This window comes from Mesorhizobium sp. BH1-1-5 (genome assembly GCF_020165615.1).
Lineage (GTDB): Bacteria > Pseudomonadota > Alphaproteobacteria > Rhizobiales > Rhizobiaceae > Mesorhizobium.
The window spans coordinates 178,042-199,172 of record NZ_JAIUIM010000013.1 but is presented as its reverse complement, the minus strand read 5'-3'; the positions used below and the strand labels follow the sequence as shown (position 1 = coordinate 199,172).

Annotated in this window: 21 protein-coding genes and 1 pseudogene; 9 read left to right on the top strand and 13 right to left on the bottom strand. The window is 64.9% G+C overall.

What is annotated here, in order from left to right; genetic code table 11:
- Window positions 1-112 precede the first annotated feature (112 nt).
- Window positions 113-763, top strand: coding sequence for a glutathione S-transferase family protein (locus LB572_RS19225; RefSeq protein ID WP_140808048.1), 651 nt, complete (start codon window positions 113-115; stop codon window positions 761-763).
- 12 nt (window positions 764-775) lie between these two features.
- Here LB572_RS19225 and LB572_RS19220 read toward each other — a convergent pair whose 3' ends face one another.
- Entirely contained in the window at window positions 776-1,642 is an 867-nt protein-coding gene (locus LB572_RS19220; protein WP_224668805.1) for a LysR family transcriptional regulator, read from the bottom strand.
- A gap of 100 nt (window positions 1,643-1,742) precedes the next feature.
- On the opposite strand from LB572_RS19220, the gene LB572_RS19215 reads away from it, so the two are divergent.
- Window positions 1,743-2,342, top strand: a complete 600-nt coding sequence (locus LB572_RS19215; protein WP_140808044.1) for a LysE family translocator — start codon at window positions 1,743-1,745, stop codon at window positions 2,340-2,342.
- A gap of 176 nt (window positions 2,343-2,518) precedes the next feature.
- Here the strand turns inward: LB572_RS19215 and LB572_RS19210 are convergent, their stop codons facing one another.
- Window positions 2,519-3,313, bottom strand: a complete 795-nt coding sequence (locus LB572_RS19210; RefSeq protein WP_224668804.1) for an SDR family NAD(P)-dependent oxidoreductase — start codon at window positions 3,311-3,313, stop codon at window positions 2,519-2,521.
- Window positions 3,314-3,503: 190 nt separating this feature from the next.
- On the opposite strand from LB572_RS19210, the gene LB572_RS19205 reads away from it, so the two are divergent.
- Window positions 3,504-3,968 (top strand): MarR family winged helix-turn-helix transcriptional regulator, encoded by a 465-nt coding sequence (locus tag LB572_RS19205; protein ID WP_224668803.1) that lies wholly within the window; start codon window positions 3,504-3,506, stop codon window positions 3,966-3,968.
- 47 nt (window positions 3,969-4,015) lie between these two features.
- On the opposite strand, the gene LB572_RS19200 is transcribed toward LB572_RS19205, so the two are convergent.
- Window positions 4,016-5,194 (bottom strand): MFS transporter, encoded by a 1,179-nt coding sequence (locus LB572_RS19200; RefSeq protein WP_224668802.1) that lies wholly within the window; start codon window positions 5,192-5,194, stop codon window positions 4,016-4,018.
- Window positions 5,195-5,388: 194 nt separating this feature from the next.
- Between LB572_RS19200 and LB572_RS19195 the strand changes: the two genes are divergently transcribed.
- The 4 genes from LB572_RS19195 (at window position 5,389) to carB (ending at window position 11,063) form a co-directional block, all read left to right on the top strand.
- Window positions 5,389-5,745 (top strand): ArsR/SmtB family transcription factor, encoded by a 357-nt coding sequence (locus LB572_RS19195; RefSeq protein ID WP_140808036.1) that lies wholly within the window; start codon window positions 5,389-5,391, stop codon window positions 5,743-5,745.
- A gap of 3 nt (window positions 5,746-5,748) precedes the next feature.
- Window positions 5,749-6,528: a metallophosphoesterase family protein gene (locus LB572_RS19190; protein ID WP_224668801.1), complete on the top strand. Its 780-nt coding sequence runs from the start codon at window positions 5,749-5,751 to the stop codon at window positions 6,526-6,528.
- An 11-nt stretch (window positions 6,529-6,539) separates the two neighbouring features.
- Window positions 6,540-7,334: an SH3 domain-containing protein gene (locus tag LB572_RS19185; RefSeq protein ID WP_224668800.1), complete on the top strand. Its 795-nt coding sequence runs from the start codon at window positions 6,540-6,542 to the stop codon at window positions 7,332-7,334.
- A 225-nt stretch (window positions 7,335-7,559) separates the two neighbouring features.
- Window positions 7,560-11,063: a carbamoyl-phosphate synthase large subunit gene (gene carB, locus LB572_RS19180; RefSeq protein WP_224668799.1), complete on the top strand. Its 3,504-nt coding sequence runs from the start codon at window positions 7,560-7,562 to the stop codon at window positions 11,061-11,063.
- 41 nt (window positions 11,064-11,104) lie between these two features.
- Here the strand turns inward: carB and LB572_RS19175 are convergent, their stop codons facing one another.
- The 5 genes and pseudogenes from LB572_RS19175 to LB572_RS19155 form a co-directional block, all read right to left on the bottom strand.
- The gene (locus LB572_RS19175) at window positions 11,105-11,893 is read right to left on the bottom strand and encodes a type I restriction enzyme HsdR N-terminal domain-containing protein (RefSeq protein ID WP_224668798.1); all 789 of its coding nucleotides are present in this window, start codon (window positions 11,891-11,893) and stop codon (window positions 11,105-11,107) included.
- Window positions 11,894-12,035: 142 nt separating this feature from the next.
- Window positions 12,036-12,444 (bottom strand): annotated as a pseudogene (locus LB572_RS19170) (Rid family hydrolase).
- A 282-nt stretch (window positions 12,445-12,726) separates the two neighbouring features.
- Window positions 12,727-13,191, bottom strand: a complete 465-nt coding sequence (locus tag LB572_RS19165; protein ID WP_224668796.1) for a cupin domain-containing protein — start codon at window positions 13,189-13,191, stop codon at window positions 12,727-12,729.
- Window positions 13,192-13,507: 316 nt separating this feature from the next.
- Window positions 13,508-14,068: a DUF4142 domain-containing protein gene (locus LB572_RS19160; RefSeq protein WP_224668795.1), complete on the bottom strand. Its 561-nt coding sequence runs from the start codon at window positions 14,066-14,068 to the stop codon at window positions 13,508-13,510.
- A 101-nt stretch (window positions 14,069-14,169) separates the two neighbouring features.
- Window positions 14,170-14,925, bottom strand: a complete 756-nt coding sequence (locus tag LB572_RS19155) for a DUF899 family protein (RefSeq protein ID WP_224668794.1) — start codon at window positions 14,923-14,925, stop codon at window positions 14,170-14,172.
- Between the two features lie 156 nt (window positions 14,926-15,081).
- On the opposite strand from LB572_RS19155, the gene LB572_RS19150 reads away from it, so the two are divergent.
- Window positions 15,082-15,420, top strand: a complete 339-nt coding sequence (locus tag LB572_RS19150; RefSeq protein WP_224668793.1) for a hypothetical protein — start codon at window positions 15,082-15,084, stop codon at window positions 15,418-15,420.
- A 15-nt stretch (window positions 15,421-15,435) separates the two neighbouring features.
- On the opposite strand, the gene LB572_RS19145 is transcribed toward LB572_RS19150, so the two are convergent.
- The 5 genes from LB572_RS19145 to LB572_RS19125 form a co-directional block, all read right to left on the bottom strand.
- On the bottom strand, window positions 15,436-16,260 hold the full coding sequence (locus LB572_RS19145) for a carbohydrate ABC transporter permease (protein WP_224668792.1): 825 nt from the start codon (window positions 16,258-16,260) through the stop codon (window positions 15,436-15,438).
- 1 nt (window position 16,261) lies between these two features.
- On the bottom strand, window positions 16,262-17,134 hold the full coding sequence (locus tag LB572_RS19140) for a carbohydrate ABC transporter permease (protein WP_224668812.1): 873 nt from the start codon (window positions 17,132-17,134) through the stop codon (window positions 16,262-16,264).
- A gap of 65 nt (window positions 17,135-17,199) precedes the next feature.
- The gene (locus LB572_RS19135) at window positions 17,200-18,456 is read right to left on the bottom strand and encodes an ABC transporter substrate-binding protein (RefSeq protein ID WP_224668791.1); all 1,257 of its coding nucleotides are present in this window, start codon (window positions 18,454-18,456) and stop codon (window positions 17,200-17,202) included.
- A gap of 423 nt (window positions 18,457-18,879) precedes the next feature.
- Complete coding sequence (locus tag LB572_RS19130; RefSeq protein ID WP_224668790.1) at window positions 18,880-19,377, bottom strand: GNAT family N-acetyltransferase; 498 nt, start codon at window positions 19,375-19,377, stop codon at window positions 18,880-18,882.
- A 35-nt stretch (window positions 19,378-19,412) separates the two neighbouring features.
- Window positions 19,413-20,390 carry a lytic transglycosylase domain-containing protein gene (locus LB572_RS19125; RefSeq protein ID WP_224668789.1) on the bottom strand — a complete coding sequence of 326 codons (978 nt, stop codon included), beginning with the start codon at window positions 20,388-20,390 and terminating at the stop codon, window positions 19,413-19,415.
- A 165-nt stretch (window positions 20,391-20,555) separates the two neighbouring features.
- Between LB572_RS19125 and LB572_RS19120 the strand changes: the two genes are divergently transcribed.
- The gene (locus LB572_RS19120) at window positions 20,556-21,125 is read left to right on the top strand and encodes a methylated-DNA--[protein]-cysteine S-methyltransferase (protein WP_224668788.1); all 570 of its coding nucleotides are present in this window, start codon (window positions 20,556-20,558) and stop codon (window positions 21,123-21,125) included.
- The last annotated feature ends 6 nt before the right edge of the window (window positions 21,126-21,131 follow it).

Sequence of the window (21,131 nt, the reverse complement as noted above, 5' to 3'; positions counted from 1 at the left end):
AACGGCGCAACAACTGCAAATCGTCCAGGCGCGCGGCCGGCCGGGCCTGCCGCGCACTCGTCTTATGAAGCCTCCCTTTTGCAACGACGACTGAACGATCAGGAGCCCGCCGATGATGCCCACCATTACCGCCTTCGAACGATCGCCCGACGGCGGCAGGGGGTTGGCGCGCGACATGCACGTGCGCTGGGCGCTCGAGGAAGTCGGCCAGCCTTATGACGTTCGTCTCGTTTCGTTCGATGCGATGAAGCAACCCGCACATGTTGCGATCAGCCCCTTCGGCAATATCCCGACCTATGAAGAAGGCAATCTCGCTCTGTTCGAATCAGGGGCCATCGTCCTTCACATCGCGGTGCGCCACCCGGGCCTGATGCCTGAGGATGCGAACGCCCAGTCCCGCGCGATCGCCTGGATGTTCGCGGCCTTCAGCACCATCGAGCAGCCGGTCCTCGACCGTACGACAGCCGTGATCCTGGAGCGCGACGCGCCGTGGCATGATGAGCGCCTGCCCTTGGTCGACGACCGGATCCGCAAGCGGCTGGCCGAACTCTCCCGCCACCTGGGCGATAGCGAATGGCTCGATGGCGCCTTCAGCGCCGGCGACCTCGTCATGGTGGGCGTTCTGCGCCGGCTGCAGAGATCCGGGCTGCTGAACGAATTCCCGAACGTTGCCGCCTATGTCGCCCGCGGCGAGGCGCGGCCGGCCTTCAAGCGCGCTTTCGATGCCCAATTGGCGGTCGCCATGGCTGCGTCGAACGGCTGATCGCCCGGCCGTTCACGCCGCCTGGCGATAGCGCGAAAGACCCTCGCGGATATAGCTGGCGAAAGCCTGCGCGGCCGGTTGGGTGGCGTGCTTGGGCAGATGCAGGTTGACGGAAAAGTTCGGCAGCGCCGGAAGGCCGGCATCGGACAGGATGTCGAGATCGGCCGGAACCGTCGAGGCAAGCCAGGTGGTCACGGCAAGGTCCGACCGCACCGTCGCGGTCGTGGCATCGATGTTGCCGTTCTCGAACACGGTGCGCCAATCGAGCCCGTGCTCGGCGAGCGCGGCAAGCACCGCCGGGCGGAACGCGCAGGTGTCGGCGACGATCGAAACCGGCAGCGGCCGTTTCAGACGCGCCGAGCCGCCTCGGGCGCCGACCCAGACCAGCCGGTCGACGAGCAGGCATTCGCCGGCGGTCGGACCGGCGCGTTCCTCGATAATTGCGAGATCAATCGTGCCCGCCGCCAGTGCCGCCGCGAGCTCCGGCGAGGACGCGCAGACCAGCGAAATCTCCACCTGCGGATAGGCTTCGGCGTAAGCTTTAAGCACCGGCGCGAGCAGCGTACCGACGAGATCGTAAGGCACGCCGATTCGCGCCTGTCCGGCCACCGCCCGGCCCTTGATCTCGGCGAGGATCTCGTCGTTGAGCTGCAGCAGGCGCCTGGCCTTGTCGAGCAGCCGCTCGCCGGAGCGCGTCAGCTTCAGGCCGCGCCGATCACGCTCGAACAGGCTCTGGCCGAGAACCTCCTCCAGCCGTTTGACCTGCTGGCTGACGGCGCCTTGCGTCAGGTGAAGCGCATTGGCGGCTGCCGTCATGCTGGCCTTGTCGGCGCTGGTGACGAAGGTGCGGATGAGGGTCGTGTCGAGATCGCGGATCATGGCTGGTATTATAATCCATAATGCAAACTATATCAAACATTGCATTTACTGATGTCGTGAAGCGCCTAAGCATGCCGGCTCCTTCGACTGGAAAGCCCGCATGTCCGAAACCATCATCCCGCTGGTCCTGTTCGCGCTGATCTCGACCTCGACGCCCGGTATCGCCACGACGCTCTCGACCGCTTCCGGCGCGCAATTCGGCTTTCGCCGTTCGGTGCCGCTGATGGCCGGCAGCGCCGCCGGGCTGGCTACCGTGGCGGCTGCGGGCGCCGCCGGTCTGGCTGGACTTTTAGCCGCCATTCCATCCCTGCAGCTTGCCATGAAAATCGCCGGCTCGCTCTATCTCATCTGGCTTGCGGTCAAGATCGGCCGCAGCGGTCCGCCCAATCTCGACATCAGCATGGCCAGGCCGAACAGCTTTTTCGGTGGCGCCGGCATCCAGTGGATGAATCCGAAAGGCTGGGCGATGGGGCTCGGCGCCGCCGCATCTTTCGCGGCGCTGGCGGATGGTCCGTTGCAGCTCGCGCTGCTGCTGGGCGCGGTATTCGGCTTGGCCGCGGCATTCTCGCTGTCTCTGTGGTGCGTGGCGGGAACCCTGCTTGCCCGCCTGCTCAAGACGGAGCGCCAGTGGCGCTCGCTCAACATCGTGCTCGGGCTGTTGCTGGCCGCCTCGATCCTGCAGATGTGGCGGCCCGTGTGATGCCAGTTCCTCGCCCCCACGAAGGTGGGGGAGAGGTGGCTCGGCGAAGCCGAGACGGAGAGGGGGACTGGCGCCCAAGGTTGCCAATTATTCGGTGACGGGATCACCCTACGAAAGCCCCTCTCCGGCCGCTCCGCGGCCACCTCTCCCCGCTTTGCGGGGCGAGGAACCAGCGCTCAGACGGCGTAGCGCGCCGCCGGCTTGCCTGAGAACAAGCTGCCGAAGAACTGGTCCCGGGCACCGAGATAGGTGGTCAGCCCGGCCGCGTCGGCAAGGCCGGGCGCGGTGACGGTCTCGCCCTGGGCGAACCCGGCAAGTGCCGCGTCGACCAGATCGTCGGCGCTCATGATCCAGTCCGGATTGAGTCTGTCGAGGCTGATTCCGGAGACGTCCCATAGCTCGGTGCGGACCGGTCCGGGCACGACCGACTGGACTTTCACTTCGGTGCCGGCGACTTCCTTCTGCAGCGCTTCCGTGAAGTTGGCGACATAGGCCTTGGTGCCGCTGTAGATGCCGCCGACGGCAATGCCATAGGCGACGACCGAGGCGATGTTGATGATCGCGCCGCGGTTGCGCGCAAGCAGTCCCGGCAGCACTGCGCGGGTCAGCCTGGTCAGCGCCACGACATTGACCTTGATCATGCGCTCGGCCGCGTCGGCGTCGGCGTCGGCAATCGTCTCCAGGCCACCCACGCCGGCATTGTTGATCAACAGCGTCACGCTGTCGTCCGTCGACACCGCCTGTTCGACGCGGCGCAAATCGGCATCGAGCGCAAGGTCTGCGACGATCGTCTGGACCTTGCGGCCATAGGCGTAGGCGAGCTTGTCCGCCAGCTCCCGCAGCCGGTCGGCGCGCCGCGCCACCAGCACCAGGTCGTAGCCCTGCCCCGCCAGCCGATCCGCATAGACCGCGCCTATGCCCGACGACGCGCCGGTGATGACGGCCGTGCCCTTGTTGTCCTTCGTGCTCATTGTCCTGTTCCTTTTGTTCGCTTCGCTCGGCTCGGCGCCGATGATCGTATCACCAGTCGAACCTATAATTTCAATTAGTGGCATATGCCACTTTTGCGGAAATAGGTATATGCCACTATCTTGTCAACGGCGGCGGCGAAAACTATTTCTGCGGCAGGCCGGCGCTCCTGTGCGCCGGCAAGGAGTGAACATGACCGAAGCTCGGATGCCCGGATTTAGCCGTTGCAACAACGCCACCCTGCGCCGCGCCGCGCGCAGCCTCGGCCGCTTCTACGACGACGCGGTGGCGCCTTCGGGCCTGAAGGGCACGCAATTTGGCCTGCTGTTTCAGATCCATGTCAGCAGCGAGCCGGCGATGGGAACCATTGCCGAGGCGCTGATCATGGATCTTTCCGCGCTCGGCCACACGCTGAAGCCGCTGATTAGAGATGGCTATGTCGAGACCTTTGCCGACAAGGAAGACCGCCGCGTCAAGCGTGTGCGGCTGACCCCACAGGGCGAGGTCAAGCTGGACGAAGCGATCAAGCTGTGGAGCGTCGCCCAGCAGCAATTCGAGGACAAGGTCGGCGCGGAGCAAGCGGCGAAGCTGCGCGCGGCGCTGGACGCGGTCGCCGACTTGAACTTGGAAATGCCAACGGCCGCTCCTTCGAACTGAAGAAGCGGCGAACTGAAGAAGCGGCCGCCAGTCAGTGTTTGGAGCAATTATTCGGCCGGCATCGCCACCGGCCGCGCCAGCGCCCGGCCGGCAAGCACGATGCTGAGGCCGACGATCGGGAACGCCGCCGCGATCAGGCCGAGATCGGCCGGCGCGCCGAAGCGCAGCACCGCGGCGCCGACAATGGCACCAAGCGCGACGCCGAAATAAAGCGCCGATGCGTTGAGCGACAAAACGATGGGCGCGGCGTCGGGTGCCAGTTTGATGATGCGGCTCGCCTGCGCCGGCGGGAAGGCCCAGCCGACGATGCCCCACGGCACCATCATGGCCATCAGCGCCGGTCCGGCGAGATGATGCGGCAGGAAGGCCGGGATCAGCGAGAAGGTGACGAGCATCCCGGCCGACAGCCCCAGCGACCAGGCGACGGTGCGGGTCGCGCCGAAGCGGTCGGCGGCCTGCCCGCCGGCGATGTTGCCGATGACGGCGCCGACGCCGAAGGCGAGCAGCATGCCCGGCAGCGCGATCGGCGACAACCCGCCGCCTTCTATGGCTAAGGGCGCGATGAAGCTGAAAACGGTGAACGCGCCGACCAGCGCAAGCGCCGTCGTCAGCAGGATCGGCATGACGCCGGGCCGCACGGCCGCCGCCAGCCTGCGCTTCAGCGGCAGCCTGGTGCCGACGATGCCGCGCGGCAGCCGCCACCACAGGATCGCGCCTGACAGCGCGCCGAGCCCGGCGATGGCGAAGAACGTGCCGCGCCAGCCGGCGATCGCCGCGACCAGCGCACCGAGCGGCGCGCCGACCGCCACGGCCACCGTGGTGCCGCCGACGACGACCGCGATGGCGCGCGCCCGATGGTGGTCGTCGACGAGCGCCACGGCCGTGCCTTGCGCGGTCGCCGCGAACAGGCCGGACGACAGCGCCATGACGATGCGCGCGATCAACAGCAGCTCGAAGGACGAGCTCACCGCCGCCACCAGATTGCCGATCACGAAGAACACCAGCGTCCACAGGATGACGCGCCGCCGGTCCCATTCGCCGGTCAGCGTCGCCAGCACCGGCGCGCCGATCGCATAGGCAAGCGCGAAGGCGGTGATCAGCGAGCCGGCGAGCGGCACGGATATGCCGGCATCGGATGCGATATCGGGAAGAAGGCTCGAGATGACAAAGCCTTCGGTCGAGATCGCAAACGATCCGAGCGCCAGCCAAAAGATCCGCTTGTCCATGGGGAATTGTCCTTAGTTCAAAAGTTATTGAACAATTGGACATAGCAGGGCATGATGTCAACCGAGCCAGGACAAAATAGCAGGACCCTGCTGACAGCCCTGTGTCAGGACGGGCCGAGAATGAAGAAGCAGCGCCTATCGGCGCAAAGAGGAGCCGCGTTGAAGTTCGTGCCGTTTGTGCTTAATTCTGGATCATGAGCCTGCCCCATCCAACCGCCGACCAGATCAGCCTGCCGATCGTGCTTGCCGTGCTCGGCGACCCGACCCGCCTTGCCATCGTGCGCTATCTGGCGAGCAAGGAAGGCGTGCCGCTGAACTGCAGCAAGTTCCTCGACCTCGCCTCCAAGACCAATCTCAGCTACCACCTCGCCAAGCTGCGCGAGGCGGGCGTCACCCGCAGCGAAGCGGTCGGCACCAGCCGGCTGATCACGTTGCGCCGAGACGACCTCGACAAGCGTTTCCCAGGGCTGCTCGACAGCGTGATTGCCGCGGCTGAGGGCGACACTGCCTTGCCCGCGGTCGGGACGTCCGAGGTCGAGGTTTCGGCCTGATCCATGCGCATCGCGGTTATCGCCGACATCCATGGCAATGTGCTGGCGCTGGATGCAGTGCTGGAAGATCTCCGGTCGCGCGGCGGCTTCGACATCACCGTCAATCTCGGCGACTGCGTCTCCGGCCCACTCTGGCCGCGCGAGACGATGGAGCGTCTGGAGGCGCTGAACCTGCCGACGGTGCGCGGTAATCACGATCGCCGCGTGGCCCAGGACGTAGCCGACGAAACCGTGTGGCCGTCCGATCGCTACGCCCAGGAACGGCTGACCAAGTCGCAGCGCGAGGCGTTGCTCGCCTTGCCGCTGACATTGGAGGTCGCGCCCGGCGTCGTCGCCTTCCACGCCCGGCCGGACCATGACGAGAAATATCTTGCCGATGCCATTGTCGACGGCCAGTTGGTGCGAGCGCCGCTCGCCGCGATCCGACGTCGGCTGAAGCCGCTCGATCCCGGCAGCCGCCTGGTATTGTGCGGTCACAGCCACCGCAACGAGCTGATCCGCATCCCCGGCGGCCCGGTGATCTTCAACCCCGGCAGCGTCGGTTGCCCGGCCTATGACGATGATACGCCGCCGGCGCATGTCTCCGAACAGGGCTCGCCGCACGCCCGCTACGGCATCGTCGAACTGGGTGCGACCGGCCGCCCCAGCCGCTTCGAGGCGATCGCCGTGGACTACGACCATGAAGCCGCCGCAAAGCAGGCCGAACAGGCGGGACGGCCGGAGTGGGCACAAGCGCTGCGGACCGGATTTGTGAGGATTGAGCGAAGCTCATATCCCGATTGAGCGGAGCTCATATGAAGCGCAAGGTCACGCTCCCATCGACGCTGCTCTTGGCCGCCCCATTGCTGCTCGCCGCCCTGCCGGCCTTGGCTCAGGAAGCGCCGGGACCGATCATCTCGATTATCGGCGGCCTCGCGCCCGACGATCTCCTCAACATCCGCGCCACCGCTTCGTCGGCAGGAAAGATCGAAGCGCGCCTGCCTAACGGCGCGGCCGTCAAGAATTACGGCTGCAAGGCCGTCAACAACTATCCATGGTGCAAGGTCGAGGACACGCAGGACGCCCACATAATCGGCTGGGCGCCGGGCCGCTATCTCAGTCCCAATAATCCGGCCCCGCCCCCTGACGCCGCCGCGCCGGCGACCGTCGCCGCCGCGCCTCAACCACCTCCCGAGGAGGCGCAGCCTGATATAGCGGCGCGCCTGGGCGGCGGCGAGCCGGCCAAGCCGCCTTCCGCGACCGAGATCGGCAGGACCGCCATGCAGGATGCCTATGGTCTCGCTTTCGCGGCCGCGGCAAACGCTCAGTCCGACGCCCCTGCCCCGGACGCCGGCATCCCCTGCGCTCGTCGTGTCGGCCAGCCAATGACCCGTTGCGAGATAAGCGTCGCGCGCGCCGGCGGCGACAGCACTGTGACGGTGACCTGGCCGGACGGCGGTAGCCGCGTCATCAATTTCCACGACGGCAAGCCCGCCGGCTCCGACTCCTCCGACGAATTCCGCTTCACGCGTGAAGGCAGCCTCAACATGATCCGCGTCGGCGTTTCCGAGCGCTTCGAGATCACCGACACGCTGGCGTTGGGGGATTAGAATTTAGGGGAGTAGGGGAATAGCGCAGTAAGGGAATATGTTTAGAGCCGGCACGGATCCATGCTCCCCTACTCCCCTACTCCCCTCATTTTCGGGGTTACATCCGCCAAAACTCTTCCCTATAAGGCCCTCCTAGCCTGATACCAGAATCGCAAGCACAACCGGCCGGGTCCTCCCCCGTCCCGGTTTTTCGTGCAAGCCGCTCGCCGAACGGATTTTTCGAATATGCCAAGACGCACCGACATCAAGTCGATCCTGATCATCGGGGCCGGCCCCATCGTCATCGGCCAGGCCTGCGAGTTCGACTATTCCGGCACCCAGGCCTGCAAGGCGCTGAAGGAAGAGGGCTTCCGCGTCATCCTGGTCAACTCCAACCCGGCCACGATCATGACCGACCCGGAACTGGCCGACGCCACCTATATCGAGCCGATCACGCCCGAAGTGGTGGCCAAGATCATCGCCAAGGAGCGGCCGGACGCGCTGCTGCCGACCATGGGCGGCCAGACCGCGCTCAACACAGCGCTTTCGCTGCGCCGCATGGGCGTGCTGGAGCGCTATCAAGTGGAGATGATCGGCGCCGACGCGCACGCCATCGACAAGGCCGAGGACCGCGCGCTGTTCCGCGAGGCGATGAGCAAGATCGGGCTCGAAACGCCGAAGTCGATGCTGGCCAACGCCACCGACGTCAAGAACGCCGACCGCAAGACCCACGAAGCCGAGCGCGCGGCGCTGAAGGCGGAGAACCCGGAAAACCTCGACGCCGCGCTCGATGCGCTGGAAACGCGCTGGAACCTCGGCGAAGGCGACCGCAAGCAGCGCTATATCAGCCATGGCATGGCGATCGCAGCGCAGGCGCTCGACCATGTCGGCCTTCCGGCGATCATCCGCCCTTCCTTCACCATGGGCGGCACCGGCGGCGGCATCGCCTACAACCGCGCCGAATTCTACGACATCGTCCAGTCGGGCCTCGATGCCTCCCCCACCACCGAGGTGCTGATCGAGGAAAGCGTGCTTGGCTGGAAGGAGTATGAGATGGAGGTCGTCCGCGACAAGGCGGACAACTGCATCATCATCTGCTCGATCGAGAACCTTGACCCGATGGGCGTGCATACGGGCGATAGCATCACCGTAGCGCCGGCGCTGACCTTGACCGACAAGGAATACCAGATGATGCGCAACGCCTCGATCGCGGTGCTGCGCGAGATCGGCGTCGAGACCGGCGGCTCCAACGTGCAGTTCGCCGTCAACCCGGCCGACGGCCGCCTCGTCGTCATCGAGATGAACCCGCGCGTCTCGCGTTCGTCGGCACTTGCCTCCAAGGCCACCGGCTTCCCGATCGCCAAGGTCGCGGCCAAGCTTGCCGTCGGCTACACGCTGGACGAGTTGGAGAACGACATCACCGGCGGCGCGACGCCGGCCTCGTTCGAGCCGACCATCGATTATGTCGTCACCAAGATCCCGCGCTTCGCCTTCGAAAAATTCCCGGGCGCCGAGCCGGTGCTGACCACCGCCATGAAGTCCGTCGGCGAAGTGATGGCCATCGGCCGCACCTTCCAGGAATCGCTGCAGAAGGCCCTGCGTGGACTGGAAACCGGGCTGACGGGATTGGACGAGATCGAGATCCCGGGCCTCGGTCACGGCGGCACCGCCGCCAATCACGCCGACGACCGCAACGCCATCCGCGCCGCCCTTGGCACGCCGACGCCGGACCGGCTGCGCATGGTAGCGCAGGCGATCCGCATGGGCACCTCGCTCGAAGACGTGCACGCCATGTGCAAGATCGATCCGTGGTTCCTCGACCAGATCGCCGGCATAATCGCCATGGAGGAGCGCGTCCGTGAGCACGGCCTGCCGCAGGATGCCGTCAATCTGCGCATGCTGAAGGCAATGGGTTTTTCCGACGCCCGCCTCGGCTCGTTGACGAAGACCGATGCCGATGCCGTCCAGAAGGCCAGGCAGAAGCTCGACGTCCATCCGGTCTACAAGCGCATCGACACCTGCGCCGCCGAGTTCGCCTCGCCGACCGCCTACATGTACTCGACCTATGAAGTGCCCTTCGTCGGCGAGCTCGCCAGCGAGGCGCGCGTGTCGTCGCGCAAGAAGGTCGTCATCCTCGGCGGCGGCCCGAACCGCATCGGCCAGGGCATCGAGTTCGACTATTGCTGCTGCCATGCGGCGTTTGCGCTGCGCGACGCCGGCTATGAAGCGATCATGATCAACTGCAACCCGGAGACGGTGTCGACCGACTACGACACCTCCGACCGCCTCTATTTCGATCCGCTGACGGCGGAGGACGTGCTGGAGATCCTGCGCGCCGAGCAGGCCTCGGGCGAGCTGGTCGGCGTCATAGTCCAGTTCGGCGGCCAGACGCCGCTGAAGCTGGCCGACGCGCTGGAAAAGGCCGGCATCCCGATCCTCGGCACCTCGCCCGACATGATCGACCTGGCGGAGGATCGCGACCGTTTCCAGAAGCTCCTGCACAAGCTCAACCTCAGCCAGCCGAAGAACGGCATCGCCTATTCGGTCGAGCAGGCCCGCCTTGTCGCCGGCGAGCTCGGCTTCCCGCTGGTCGTGCGCCCGTCCTATGTGCTCGGCGGCCGCGCCATGCAGATCATCCATGACGAGGGTATGCTGCAGACCTACCTGCTCGATACCGTGCCCGGCCTGGTGCCGGAGGACATCAAGCAGAAATACCCCAACGACAAGACCGGCCAGATCAACACGCTGCTGGGCAAGAACCCGCTGCTGTTCGACACCTATCTGTCCGGCGCCATCGAGGTCGACGTCGACTGCCTGTGCGACGGCCGAGGCACCTTCGTCTCCGGCATCCTGGAGCATATCGAGGAGGCCGGCATCCATTCGGGCGATAGCGCCTGCTCGCTGCCGGTGCATTCGCTGCCGTCGGACCTCGTCGACGAGCTGGAGCGCCAGACAGCAAGCCTCGCCCGCGCGCTCAATGTCGGCGGCCTGATGAACGTGCAATACGCGATCAAGGACGGCACGGTCTATGTGCTGGAGGTGAACCCCCGCGCCTCGCGCACCGTGCCTTTCGTCGCCAAGACCATCGGGAGGCCGATTGCAAAAATCGCGGCCCGCATCATGGCCGGCGAGACGCTGGAAGATGCCTTCGCCCATTACGGCGCCATGCCCGACCCCAGGCGGCCCGGCCACATCGCGGTCAAGGAAGCCGTCTTCCCCTTCGCCCGCTTCCCCGGCGTCGACATCCTGCTCGGGCCGGAAATGCGCTCGACCGGCGAGGTCATGGGTCTCGACCGCGATTTTGCCTTGGCCTTCGCCAAGAGCCAGCTTGGAGCGGGTGTCGACCTCCCCCGCGCGGGCACGCTGTTCGTCTCGGTGCGCGACGAGGACAAGAAAGGCATCCTGCCGGCCGTAAAACGCCTCGCCGGCCAGGGTTTCAAGGTGCTCGCCACCTCCGGCACCGCCCGCTTCCTCGCCGAAAATGGCGTGGTCGCCGAAAAGATCAACAAGGTGCTGGAAGGCCGCCCCCACATCGAAGACGCCATCCGCAACCGCCAGGTCCAGATCGTCTTCAACACCACCGACGGCCAGAAGGCGGTGTCGGACTCGAAGTCGCTGCGCCGGGCAACGCTGATGCAGAAGGTGCCGTATTACACGACGCTATCAGGCGCGGCGGCCGTGGCCGAGGCGATTGCGGCGCTGCGGGCGGGGAACCTCGAGGTGCGGCCGTTGCAGGAGTATTTTAGCTAGAGTCGCAGCGAGATAAATCTCGCTACGACTGAGCTTCCTCGTTAGCTCACAGACTCAGATACAATCGTCTTTTCAACCTTATTTTTAGCCCGCTCCAACTTACCTGCGGCCTTCTTTATTCTTGCAGCCGCTTCCTTTGCCTTATCACCCTCAATTGTATCACGCTTAATTACCTCGTTCTCGATAAGCTGCGAGAGGTTTTCGTTGCCAACCCTGATATCAGGAAAGAGCCTTCGAATTTCTCGTCGCACAAGTGAGATTACCGGTTCGGAGCGCATGATTGCGGAGACGGTGAATTTGTTGAAAAGCTGCGCCTGCTGGTGAAATGCGTCCATTGCGTCGATTGTCAGCCCTTCCTTTGCGAATAGGAAAAGGCACTGCAGATGATCGTCGTTTTTGGGATTCACGTCCGCCAGAACGATGCGGCAGACTTCTTCGTGGCTTATCTGGTTGGCGACGTAAATCCGAACCAGTCGCCATTCGACGGCGTTCGTCAGAATTACCCAGTGAATGCCTTGATGGGCTCCATAATCTATGACCTGGCGCAAATGATTGTCGGCAAGCTCGGCACCCGCTGATTTTACCTCGACGAGCAACCGAAGCTTACCACCTATTTTAATCGCGAGATCGACATAAGTGGCCTTGATCTGATGCTCGGAGGTAAGTTCCTCGTATTTTTCGTAACCAAACACCTCGGCGAGGATGTCTTTTACCAGCGTAACGGTGTCGGCCTCGGCCACATCTGACTTTTGCTGCGTCACAGCAATGCGCTGGTATTTCTTTATGTTCGACGCAATACGGTCGACGAATTTCTTGGGTAGCTTATTCACGGCTTGCCCTCCCTATCCCCGGCGGGATTTGAGAACGACTTTACTTTAAAGACAAGTAGAAATTACGCCGGCTTGAAAAATGTGTCAGTCGGTAACGCAATCTCCAGACTTTAGGAGCCTTCGTCGCCGTCCTCGACAAGCGTCAGTTCGAGAGGGGAATGAACCTCAAGCCACCGCCACACTCAATCTCGATATCGAACTCCATCGGCCAAGACGCCACCGGCACGAACTCCGCGCCGGCGGGTTGGTCGCAAAACACCGCGTAGACCCGATTGATGGCGTTGTAGAAGCCGGAATTGACGGCGTAGATGCGCACCATCACCACCTTGTCCAGCGAGGTGCCGGCCGCTTCCAGGCAATGTTTCAGCGCCTTCAGCGACGCCTCGGTCTGGACCTCGATGTCGCCGCGCACCATCTCGCCGGTTACCATGTCGACCGGCGGCGTCCCCGAGATGAACACGAAGCCGTTGGCCCGCACCGCCGTCGAACACGGCAGGCCGAGCGAGCGCACTTCACCGACATCACGGTAGTTCGATGACTTCCTTGTCCATGGTGGTCCTCCCTGATTGGCGGGGAGCTTATCGCGGCGGCAAGGGAACGCCAGCGGCGACGCATGGTCCAGCGCCGACGCAGATAATCGCTTAGGGCGTTCCCCCTCCGTCTCGGCTTCGCCGAGCCACCTCTCCCCACCTCTGGCGGGGGCGAGGAACCAGGCTTGCGAAGGTCGCGACATCGGCGGTTGGCGTTTCCTCGCCCCATAAAATGGGGGAGAGGTGGCTCGGCGCGCAGCGCCGAGACGGAGCGGGGGCTGGCACTGCCCCAAGCGATTACCTTCACCCCTGCCCCGGATACGGCGTCCCATCCTTGTGCAAAAACCGTCCATCCGAATTCGGGCTCATCATGTCGATGTCGGAGCAGGTGATGACATCCTCCATGTTGCGCGAGCCCACTTCCAGGTAGCGCGCCGTCACCGATGAGCGGTTGATCATGTGGTGGCCATTGCCGCTGTTCCTGGCGAAGGTCGCGACGTCGCCGGCCTTGAGCAGCGTTTCGCCGCCGTCCTCGACCAGCGTCAGCTCGCCCTCCAGCACATAGACGAGCTCGTCCTCATGGCTGTGCCAATGGCGCTGGCTCGACCAGCCGCCGGGCGGCAATTCCATCAGGTTGACGCCGAAATCGGTGAGACCGCCGGCATCGCCGAGGCGCCGGCGGGTGCGGTCTGCGCAAGGGATGTCGAAGGGAGATGGATAAGGCGAGCCTTTGCGGACGGGGACGGCGGAGAGGTCGATTTTGGGCATGGAGGCCTCGCAGGTTGATGCGGGGAGTTTAACGCGGGGTGGCGGAAGGCGAAGAGCCAGGCGGACGGTTTGGAATTTGCCAAGGTTGGGGAAATGCGCAACGCAGCGATCCTTCGCCCCCCCTCTCTGTCCTGCCGGACATCTCCCCCCCAAGGGGGGGAGATCAGCCGTCACGCCGGCTTTCGCCAATCGCCAACGGTGCAGAACAGGCGAGGCGCCGAAGCTGCCAATCTCCCCCCTTGAGGGGGAGATGTCCGGCAGGGCAGAGAGGGGGGCCGTAGAGCGCTGTCCCCAACCGGTTAGCCTCCCAACCCCTTCACTGATGCGCCACCGCTAGTTCCTTCACATGCTTCTCGTGCGTCTTCAGCACCGGCAGCGTCTTCTTGGCGAATTCCTTCATCGTCGGGTCGTCGCCGGAATTGGCATAGGTGGAAAACAGCGCCACCGCTTGCCTGTGCGCGTCGGTCTGCATCTTGATGTATTTGGCATCGAACTCCTTACCGCTCGCACCCTTCAATTCGTCGAGCATCTGCTGCTCCTTGGGCTGCAGCGCCGGGCCGGCGGGCTTGATCGACGCGGTGGTCTGGCCCTGGCTCATTGCGGTCTTGAAATCCTCAGCAACCTTGGTGTGATCCTTGATCATCTGGCCGGCGAAAGCCTTGACGTCGGCCGATGCCGACTTCTCCTCGGCCAGCTTGCTCGACTGGATCTCGAATTCGTTGGCGTTGGGCACTGTCGCGACGAAGGTCTGGGTGTCGACCTTGTTGTCGGTCACCATCGGCCCGACCGCGTCTGTATTGGTGTCGTCCGATTGGGCGAGAGCGGCCGGCGCGCCGGCAAGGAGCGCGACGGCGACCAGGGGCAGCAGCGTTTTCATCTCAATCTCCGATCCGAAACAGCCCCTCTGCCATCCCCAACGCAGCATTGGCGTCGGGGTTGCCTCAAAAAGGCGCGCGGGCTGAGCGCCCGCATCGTCCGTCAGTGGCAGCGCGCGCCGGCATCGTGGCCGGCATATTGCAATTGCTCGTACCAGTCCGGGCGGCCTTCCGGCGTGAAGTCCATCAGGTTCCAGAGGATCTCGCAGGTGCCGATCGCACGCGGGTCCTGTCCTGGCTCGGTCGGCGCGAAGCCGAGCTCCGACGACCAAAAATGCCGGATGCCGTCGGCGTCATGATGGAAGACCGACAGCAGAGGAAGCTGCGCGCCCTCGGCGGTTTCGGAATTGTAGTCGCGCTTGAAAGCGTTGCCGGCCGAGGAGACAAGCCGCATGTTGCGCCAGCCGCGATCACGGCCAAGCGCGGTCAGATTGTCGAGCGCGGTCTTCGCCACCACGGTGAAGTTGAAGCCCGCGCCCTCGAGATGGCCGATCGCGCCGTCGAACTGGTCGAGCAGCGCGGTGCAGGACGGGCATGGCTGGTCCTGCCGGGCCAGTTTCGCCGTCGCGCCGCCTGCGGCCGCCTCGCGCGTCTCCTGCGGATGGCGCGGGAACATCATCTGGTAGAGGATCAGCGAATCCTTGCCCGGCGCGAACAGGTCCGAGAGCTTCACCTTCGCCGGCCGGCCCTCGGCGTCCAGCGCGTCGAAGACATAATGCTGCGGCACCAGCCCGCCCGGCGGCAAGGCGCGCCTTGCTTCAGCCACCGCCTCCATGGCGCGGCGCAGCTCGATTTCCTTGCGCAGCAGCTTTTCGCGCGCGGTGCGGTATTTGGCGGATTCATTGGGAAAGGTGATCATGATCTTCTCCTTCACATCGGCGTCCCGACGCGGATTGCTTTACGACCCAAGGACGTGCGGTCCGGATGCCTTCCGACATTTTTTCATCAGCGGAACCAGGCCCGCTTTGCGGCATTCCTTTCCATTGGCTAAAACCTTTCGGGAAGCGGGGGAGAAATGTCCGAGACCGAAGAAATCGACCTGCGCTGCCCGCGGATCATTGCCGACAATGCCGCCAAGGGCTTGCGGCTGCGCAAGCAGTTCGGCCGCGGCGGCACCGAGATCGGCGTCGCCCGGGCCACCGAGCTCAAGAACCGCAGGAACCTGTCGCCTTCGACGATCCGGCGCATGGTCAGCTATTTCGCCCGCCACGAGGTCGGCAAGAGGGGCAAGAACTACGGCAACGAGGACAATCCTTCCGCCGGCTACATCGCATGGCTGTTGTGGGGCGGCGACGAAGGACGCGCCTGGGCGCTCGACATGAAGAAGAAGGTCGGCAACGCTCCCGATATCTGAACGGCGGCGATCGCCTCAGCCCTTCACCCCGCCCGCGGTGAGGCCCGACACGATCCTGCGCTGGAAGATCAGCACCAGCACCACCAGCGGCACGGTGACGATGACCGAGGCGGCCATGATGTTGCCCCAGGGGATCTCGAACTGCGAATTGCCCGATAAAAGCGCGATCGCCACCGGCACGGTGCGTTGCGCGTTGGTCGAGGTGAAGGTGAGCGCGAACAGGAACTCGTTCCAGGCGCTGATGAAGGCGAGCAGCCCGGTGGTGGCCAGCGCCGGCCACATCAGCGGCAGGAAGATGCGGGTCAGGATGATCCATGGTCCGGCGCCGTCGAGGATCGCCGCCTCCTCGATCTCGACCGGCAGGTCGCGCACGAAGGTGGTGAGCACCCAGACCGTGAACGGCAAGGTGAAGATCATGTAGGACAGGATGAGCGCGAGCAGCGAATTGTAGAGGTGCAGCGCCCTGACGATCTCGAACAGCCCGGCCAACGCGGCGACCTGTGGAAACATCGACACCGACAGGATGGCGAGCATCAGCGCCGAGCGCCCGCGAAAACGGATGCGCGCCAGCGCGTAGGCCGCGGTGACGCCGAGCAGCAGCGAGACCGCGACCACCGCGCCGGAGACGACGAGCGAATTCATCAGATTGCGCAGGAAGGGACCTTCGGTCAGCACGTTGCGGTAATTGGCAAGGCTGAACGATCGCGGCCAGAGCCCTGCCTGGAACAGCTCGGTTCCCGATTTCAGGCTGGTGACGATGGCGTAGTAGAACGGAAACACCGCGACGAAGACGATCGCCAGAAGCAGCAGGTAGAAGGCGGCGCGCTTCAGCAATCTCATATCAGCGGCCTCCGTCCAGGCTCAGCCGGCCGATCCGGATATAGGCGATGGTGAGCAGGCCGATGATCAGGAACAGCAGCGTCGAGGCGGCCGAGCCATAGGCGAACTTGTCGAACTCGAACAGGTTCTCGCGCGCGAAGATCGACATCGACTTGGTTTGCACATTGTTGGGCGTCAGCACATAGATCAGGTCGAAGATGCGCAGCGCGTCGAGCGCGCGGAAGATCACCGCCACCATCACCGCAGGGCGGATGAGCGGCAGCGTCACGCGCCAGAAGATCTGCCACGGGTTGGCGCCATCGAGCTTTGCCACTTCGAGGATCTCGCGTGGCAGCATCTGCAGGGCCGCCAGGATCAGCAGCGCCATGAACGGCGTCGTCTTCCAAATATCGACGATCAACACGGCGATCATCGCGGTGTCGGCGCTGGCGGTCCAGGCGATCTTCTCGTGGATCAGGCCGAGATTGAGGAGAACGACATTGATGATGCCGAACTGGTCGTTGAGCATCCACTGCCACATCTTGGCCGAGACGATGGTCGGGATCGCCCAGGGAATGAGGATCGCGGCCCGCACGATGCCGCGCCCCAGGAATTCGGCATTGAGCGCAAGCGCCACGACCATGCCGAGCACCGTCTCGCAGGCCACCGAGACCACGGCGAAGCGCACCGTGTTCCACACCGCCCGCCACCAGACCGGATCGACGAGCAGCCCATCATAAAGCACCCGGCCGCTCGGCAGGCGCAGCACCGACAAGTAATTATCGAAGCCCACCCATTGCCGGGCGTCGAGATCGGCAAGCGAAGCGTCGGTGAAGCCGTAATAGACCGTGCGCAGGAACGGCCAGCCGGCGACGGCGGCGAGCACGAAAAGCATCGGCGCCAGAAACAGCCAGGCCGTGCGCACGCGCCGGCGCGCCAGCGGCGATCGCCTTGCCGCGGTCACCAGCCCTTGCCTTTCAGCCTGGTCAGCCTCGCCGCGAGATCGGCCAAATTGTCGGCGGCGCCGCCCTGGCCGGAGATCGTGTCGTGCACGGCCGTCCAGAACTGGCTCGATGCCTCGTTGTATTTGATCCGGGCGGTTGCCGAAGGACGCGGCTGCGCGTTAAGGAATATCTCTTTCCAGCGCGGCACGATCGGCTGCTGCCTGGCGATGTCGGGGTCGTCATAGAGCGCCGCGATGGTCGGCAGGTTAGCCGTCTTCAGCGTCCGGTATTTCTGCATTTCCGGCGACGCGATGAACTTGACCAGATCGATCGCAGCATTCGGGTGCTTCGAATATTTGGAGACGGCAAGGTTCCAGCCGCCAAGCGTGGCGACCGGCCGCCCGCCGTCGCCGGCCGGCAGCGGCGCCACGTCGAACTTGCCCTTGATCGGCGAGCTCTCGCTGTTGCCGAGCGCATAGGCATAGGGCCAGTTGCGCATGAAGACGGCATTGCCGGTTTGCCAGACGCCGCGCGCTTCTTCCTCCTGATAGGCAAGCACGCCCGGCGGCGCGATGGTGCCGATCCAACCCTTGACCCTATCGAGCGCCGCAGCCGCTTGTCGGTTGTCGATGGAGATTTCGCCGTCGGGCTCGATGATCTGACCGCCGCCATTCGACATCACCCATTCGAGCGCGTTGCAGGTCAGCCCCTCATAGGCGTTGCCCTGGAAGACGTAGCCCCAGATGTCCTGGTTGCCGGCCGCCCGCTCCTTGTCCATGACCAGCCTGGCGGTATCCTGCAATTGCTTCCAGGTGGCCGGGACCTTGGCGCCATATTTGGCCAGCAGATCCTTGCGGTAATAGAGCGCCGGCGCGTCGGTGAAGATCGGCAGCGCGACCAGCCTGCCGTCGACCGTCTGCGACTTGATGATCGACGGGAAATGCGCGCCGACGACGTCCTTCGTCGCCTGCGTGAGGTCGACCAGTTGACTGGCTAGCTGTGGCGCCCAGATGACGTCGGTCTGGTAGACGTCGATATCGCTGCTGCCGGCGGCGAGCCAGAGCCGGTATTGGCCGAACTGGTCGGTGGTCGAAGGCGGAATGACGACGATGTCGACCTTGTTACCGCTCTTCTTCTCATAACGATCGAGTATCTCGCGCAACACCTTGATGCCGTTGCCGGTATCGCCCGACACGATCGACAATTCCACGGCTCGCGCTTGGACAGCGCCCAGCAGGATGCAGGCGGCCAGGAATGCTAAAGCAAGTTTCACGGGGTTGCGGACCTCCTGCGCGACCGGCGACGCTCAGGGTCGCGGGTCATCAAGGCCCCTGCGTTGAATGCGCGACGCCGCTTAGGGTTCCCGCGCTTGTGCGTGCCGACCAGGCCGGCGGGTGGGTGAAGCCGATCTCGGTCCGCCCGACCGCGTCGTTATCCCGTTCCGTCCACCTTGCTCCACGCAAAGCGGACGGGCTCCGAAACCCCCGCCCCGGAGCCCGCCTGGGAGTGGCTGACGCATGCCGGCACAGCCTCCTCCGACGCCTTGCCCGCGTCGATCCGCCGATCGGCCGCCCGGCACGACGACGAATTAGCATGCCCTAACGTCAGCCTATGTGAAGGAGTTCACAATGCTGGCGAGCAGGTGGTTGCAACGCGGCGCTGGGGGCCTCCGATCCGGCCCGACGTGCCTTGGGCGTCAGCCCTCCCAGTCGACCGGGATCATGCCGAGCCGCTCGTAGAGCCTGAAGGCCGCGGTGTTCTTCACCGTGTTGGTCTTGAGATCGACATGGCCCGCCCCGCGCTCGCGAAACGTCAGGAACGCGTGTCGCATCAGCGCCTCGCCGATGCCTTGCCGTCTGGAGTCCGGATGGACGGCGAGGTCCTTGACGAAACCCGACGTCCAGCAGAGCGCCGCCCCCGCCAGCAGGCCCTTGCCGTCGATCACCAGGAAACAGAGAGCGGGATCGAACTCCGCATCGCCGGCGATACGCGGCCACCATTCGTCGAACGGCCCGTCGGCGCCGTCGTCGAACACCTCTTCCAGCAGCGCGTACAAAGCCTGCGCGTCCCGGTGTTCGAACGAGCGCATGACGGAGCCCTCCGGCCAATGCGGCGCGGTCAGCGTATCGTCGAGGACCTTGCGCAGGCGGATGTCGTTGGGAGCCGGCGGGCGGGGCGTCGTGTTTTCATGCATGGCGCTGTCTCGAAACGCCGCGCGGAACCGTCCGCTCAGGCGTCGGGTTGCAGACGGCGCCGCTTGCGGTCGACGCCGAGGCCCGTCGCCCCGAGCAGGCCCTTGCGCTTGGCGTCGTAGTAATAACCGGTCTGGTAGAGCATGTCGGCCCGCTTGGCGTTGCCGCCCGAAACCAGCCAGGCGCCGCGCAGATATTTCACCGCGTATTTGAGATTGGTCTCGGCGTCGAACAGGCCGGTCGCCGGCCCGTCATAGCCCATGCCCCGCGCCGTCGCGTGCTTGATCTGCATCAGGCCCCAATGGCCGTGATTATAAGCTTTCGGGTTGAAGGTGCTCTCGCGGTTGACGACATGGCGCACAAGGTCGATCGGCACTTCATAGATCGCCGAATATTTCTCGATCAGCCTTTCGATCTCGCCACGCGGTCCGCTGGCGTGCTGCTCGGGCTGGCCGGGTGCCGCAAGCAGCGCCGGGTTCCCCGGCACCACATAGGCGACCTGCTGGACGCCGGGCATCGGGGCAATTTTCGCCGACTTGCCGGTGACCGGCATGGCGACGCCCGCGGTCGTATACGCCGCCGCACGGCTGATGGATCCAGGACCGGTCGGCGAGCCACCGGCCGTCAGCACCGGCGGCGGCGGGAACTGGCCGGCGACCGGCGTCGAGCCGGCGAAAGCTGCCGGCTGCGCCAGCGCTGCGTCGGACTGGGGCGCGCCGGGCTGGACAGGTGGCGGCAAAACCGCGCTTTGCGTCGCGGGGGCGCCGGGCGTGGTCGCCATGGCAACGGCATCGCCGGTCAGCGCCGCGGTCTGCACCTGCGCGAGGCCGGAAGGCTCCGGCAATACGGCCACCGTTTCGGGCAGCGCAAGCGTTGGCGTATCGTCCGCGACGACAGGCGTCGAAGCCGCCGCAAGCGCGGGCGCGGCCTTCATCTGCGAGGTCGATGTGCACCCGCTGAGACCGGCTGCTGCGATAAGCACGCCGACCGCGGTGATGATGATTTTAGCTGGCAAGCCGTGCGGGTCCGGTTTGTCGGTTGTTAAGAAGTCCTTACACCAGCGATTCACCCCCGGCAATCGGGGCCACCCGGCGGTTTTCGGGTGGCGACAACAGGGCGGAAGTGCCATATTGTTCTGGATATGTACTCGTTTTTCGCCGTTTTGCGGAAGGAATACGTCATGAAACCCACATCTGAGATCACGGCCGGCCACGCAGTGTTAGAAACAGTGATCGGCTTCATGGGCATCGCCTGGAGCGAGAAAGGCCTGATCCGACTTTGCCTGCCTGAGCGCAGCCGCGAAGCGGTCGAGCGCCGGCTGCTCCGCCACCCTGGCGTCTCGACCTCGACCGACCAGCCGCGATGGGTGGTCGAGCTGATCGCCTCGATCAAGGCATACGCCGCCGGCGAGGATGTCGACTTCTCCGACGTGCCGGTCGATCTCGACGGCGTCGATGATTTCCGCCTCGCCATCTACCATGCGGCGCGCAAGCTCGGCTTCGGTGAGACCACCACCTATGGCGAGTTGGCGAAACGCGCCGGCCATGCCGGCCTGCCGCGCGAGACGGGCGCCGCGCTCGGCGCCAATCCGGTGCCGCTGGTCATTCCCTGCCACCGCATCCTGGCGGCCGGCGGCAAGATCGGCGGCTTCTCCGCGCCGGGCGGTTCGACCACCAAGGAAAAGATGCTGGCCATGGAAGGCGTTCGCGTCGGCCCGCCGCCGGCCGCGCAGGCCTCGTTCGGGTTCTGAGGGACG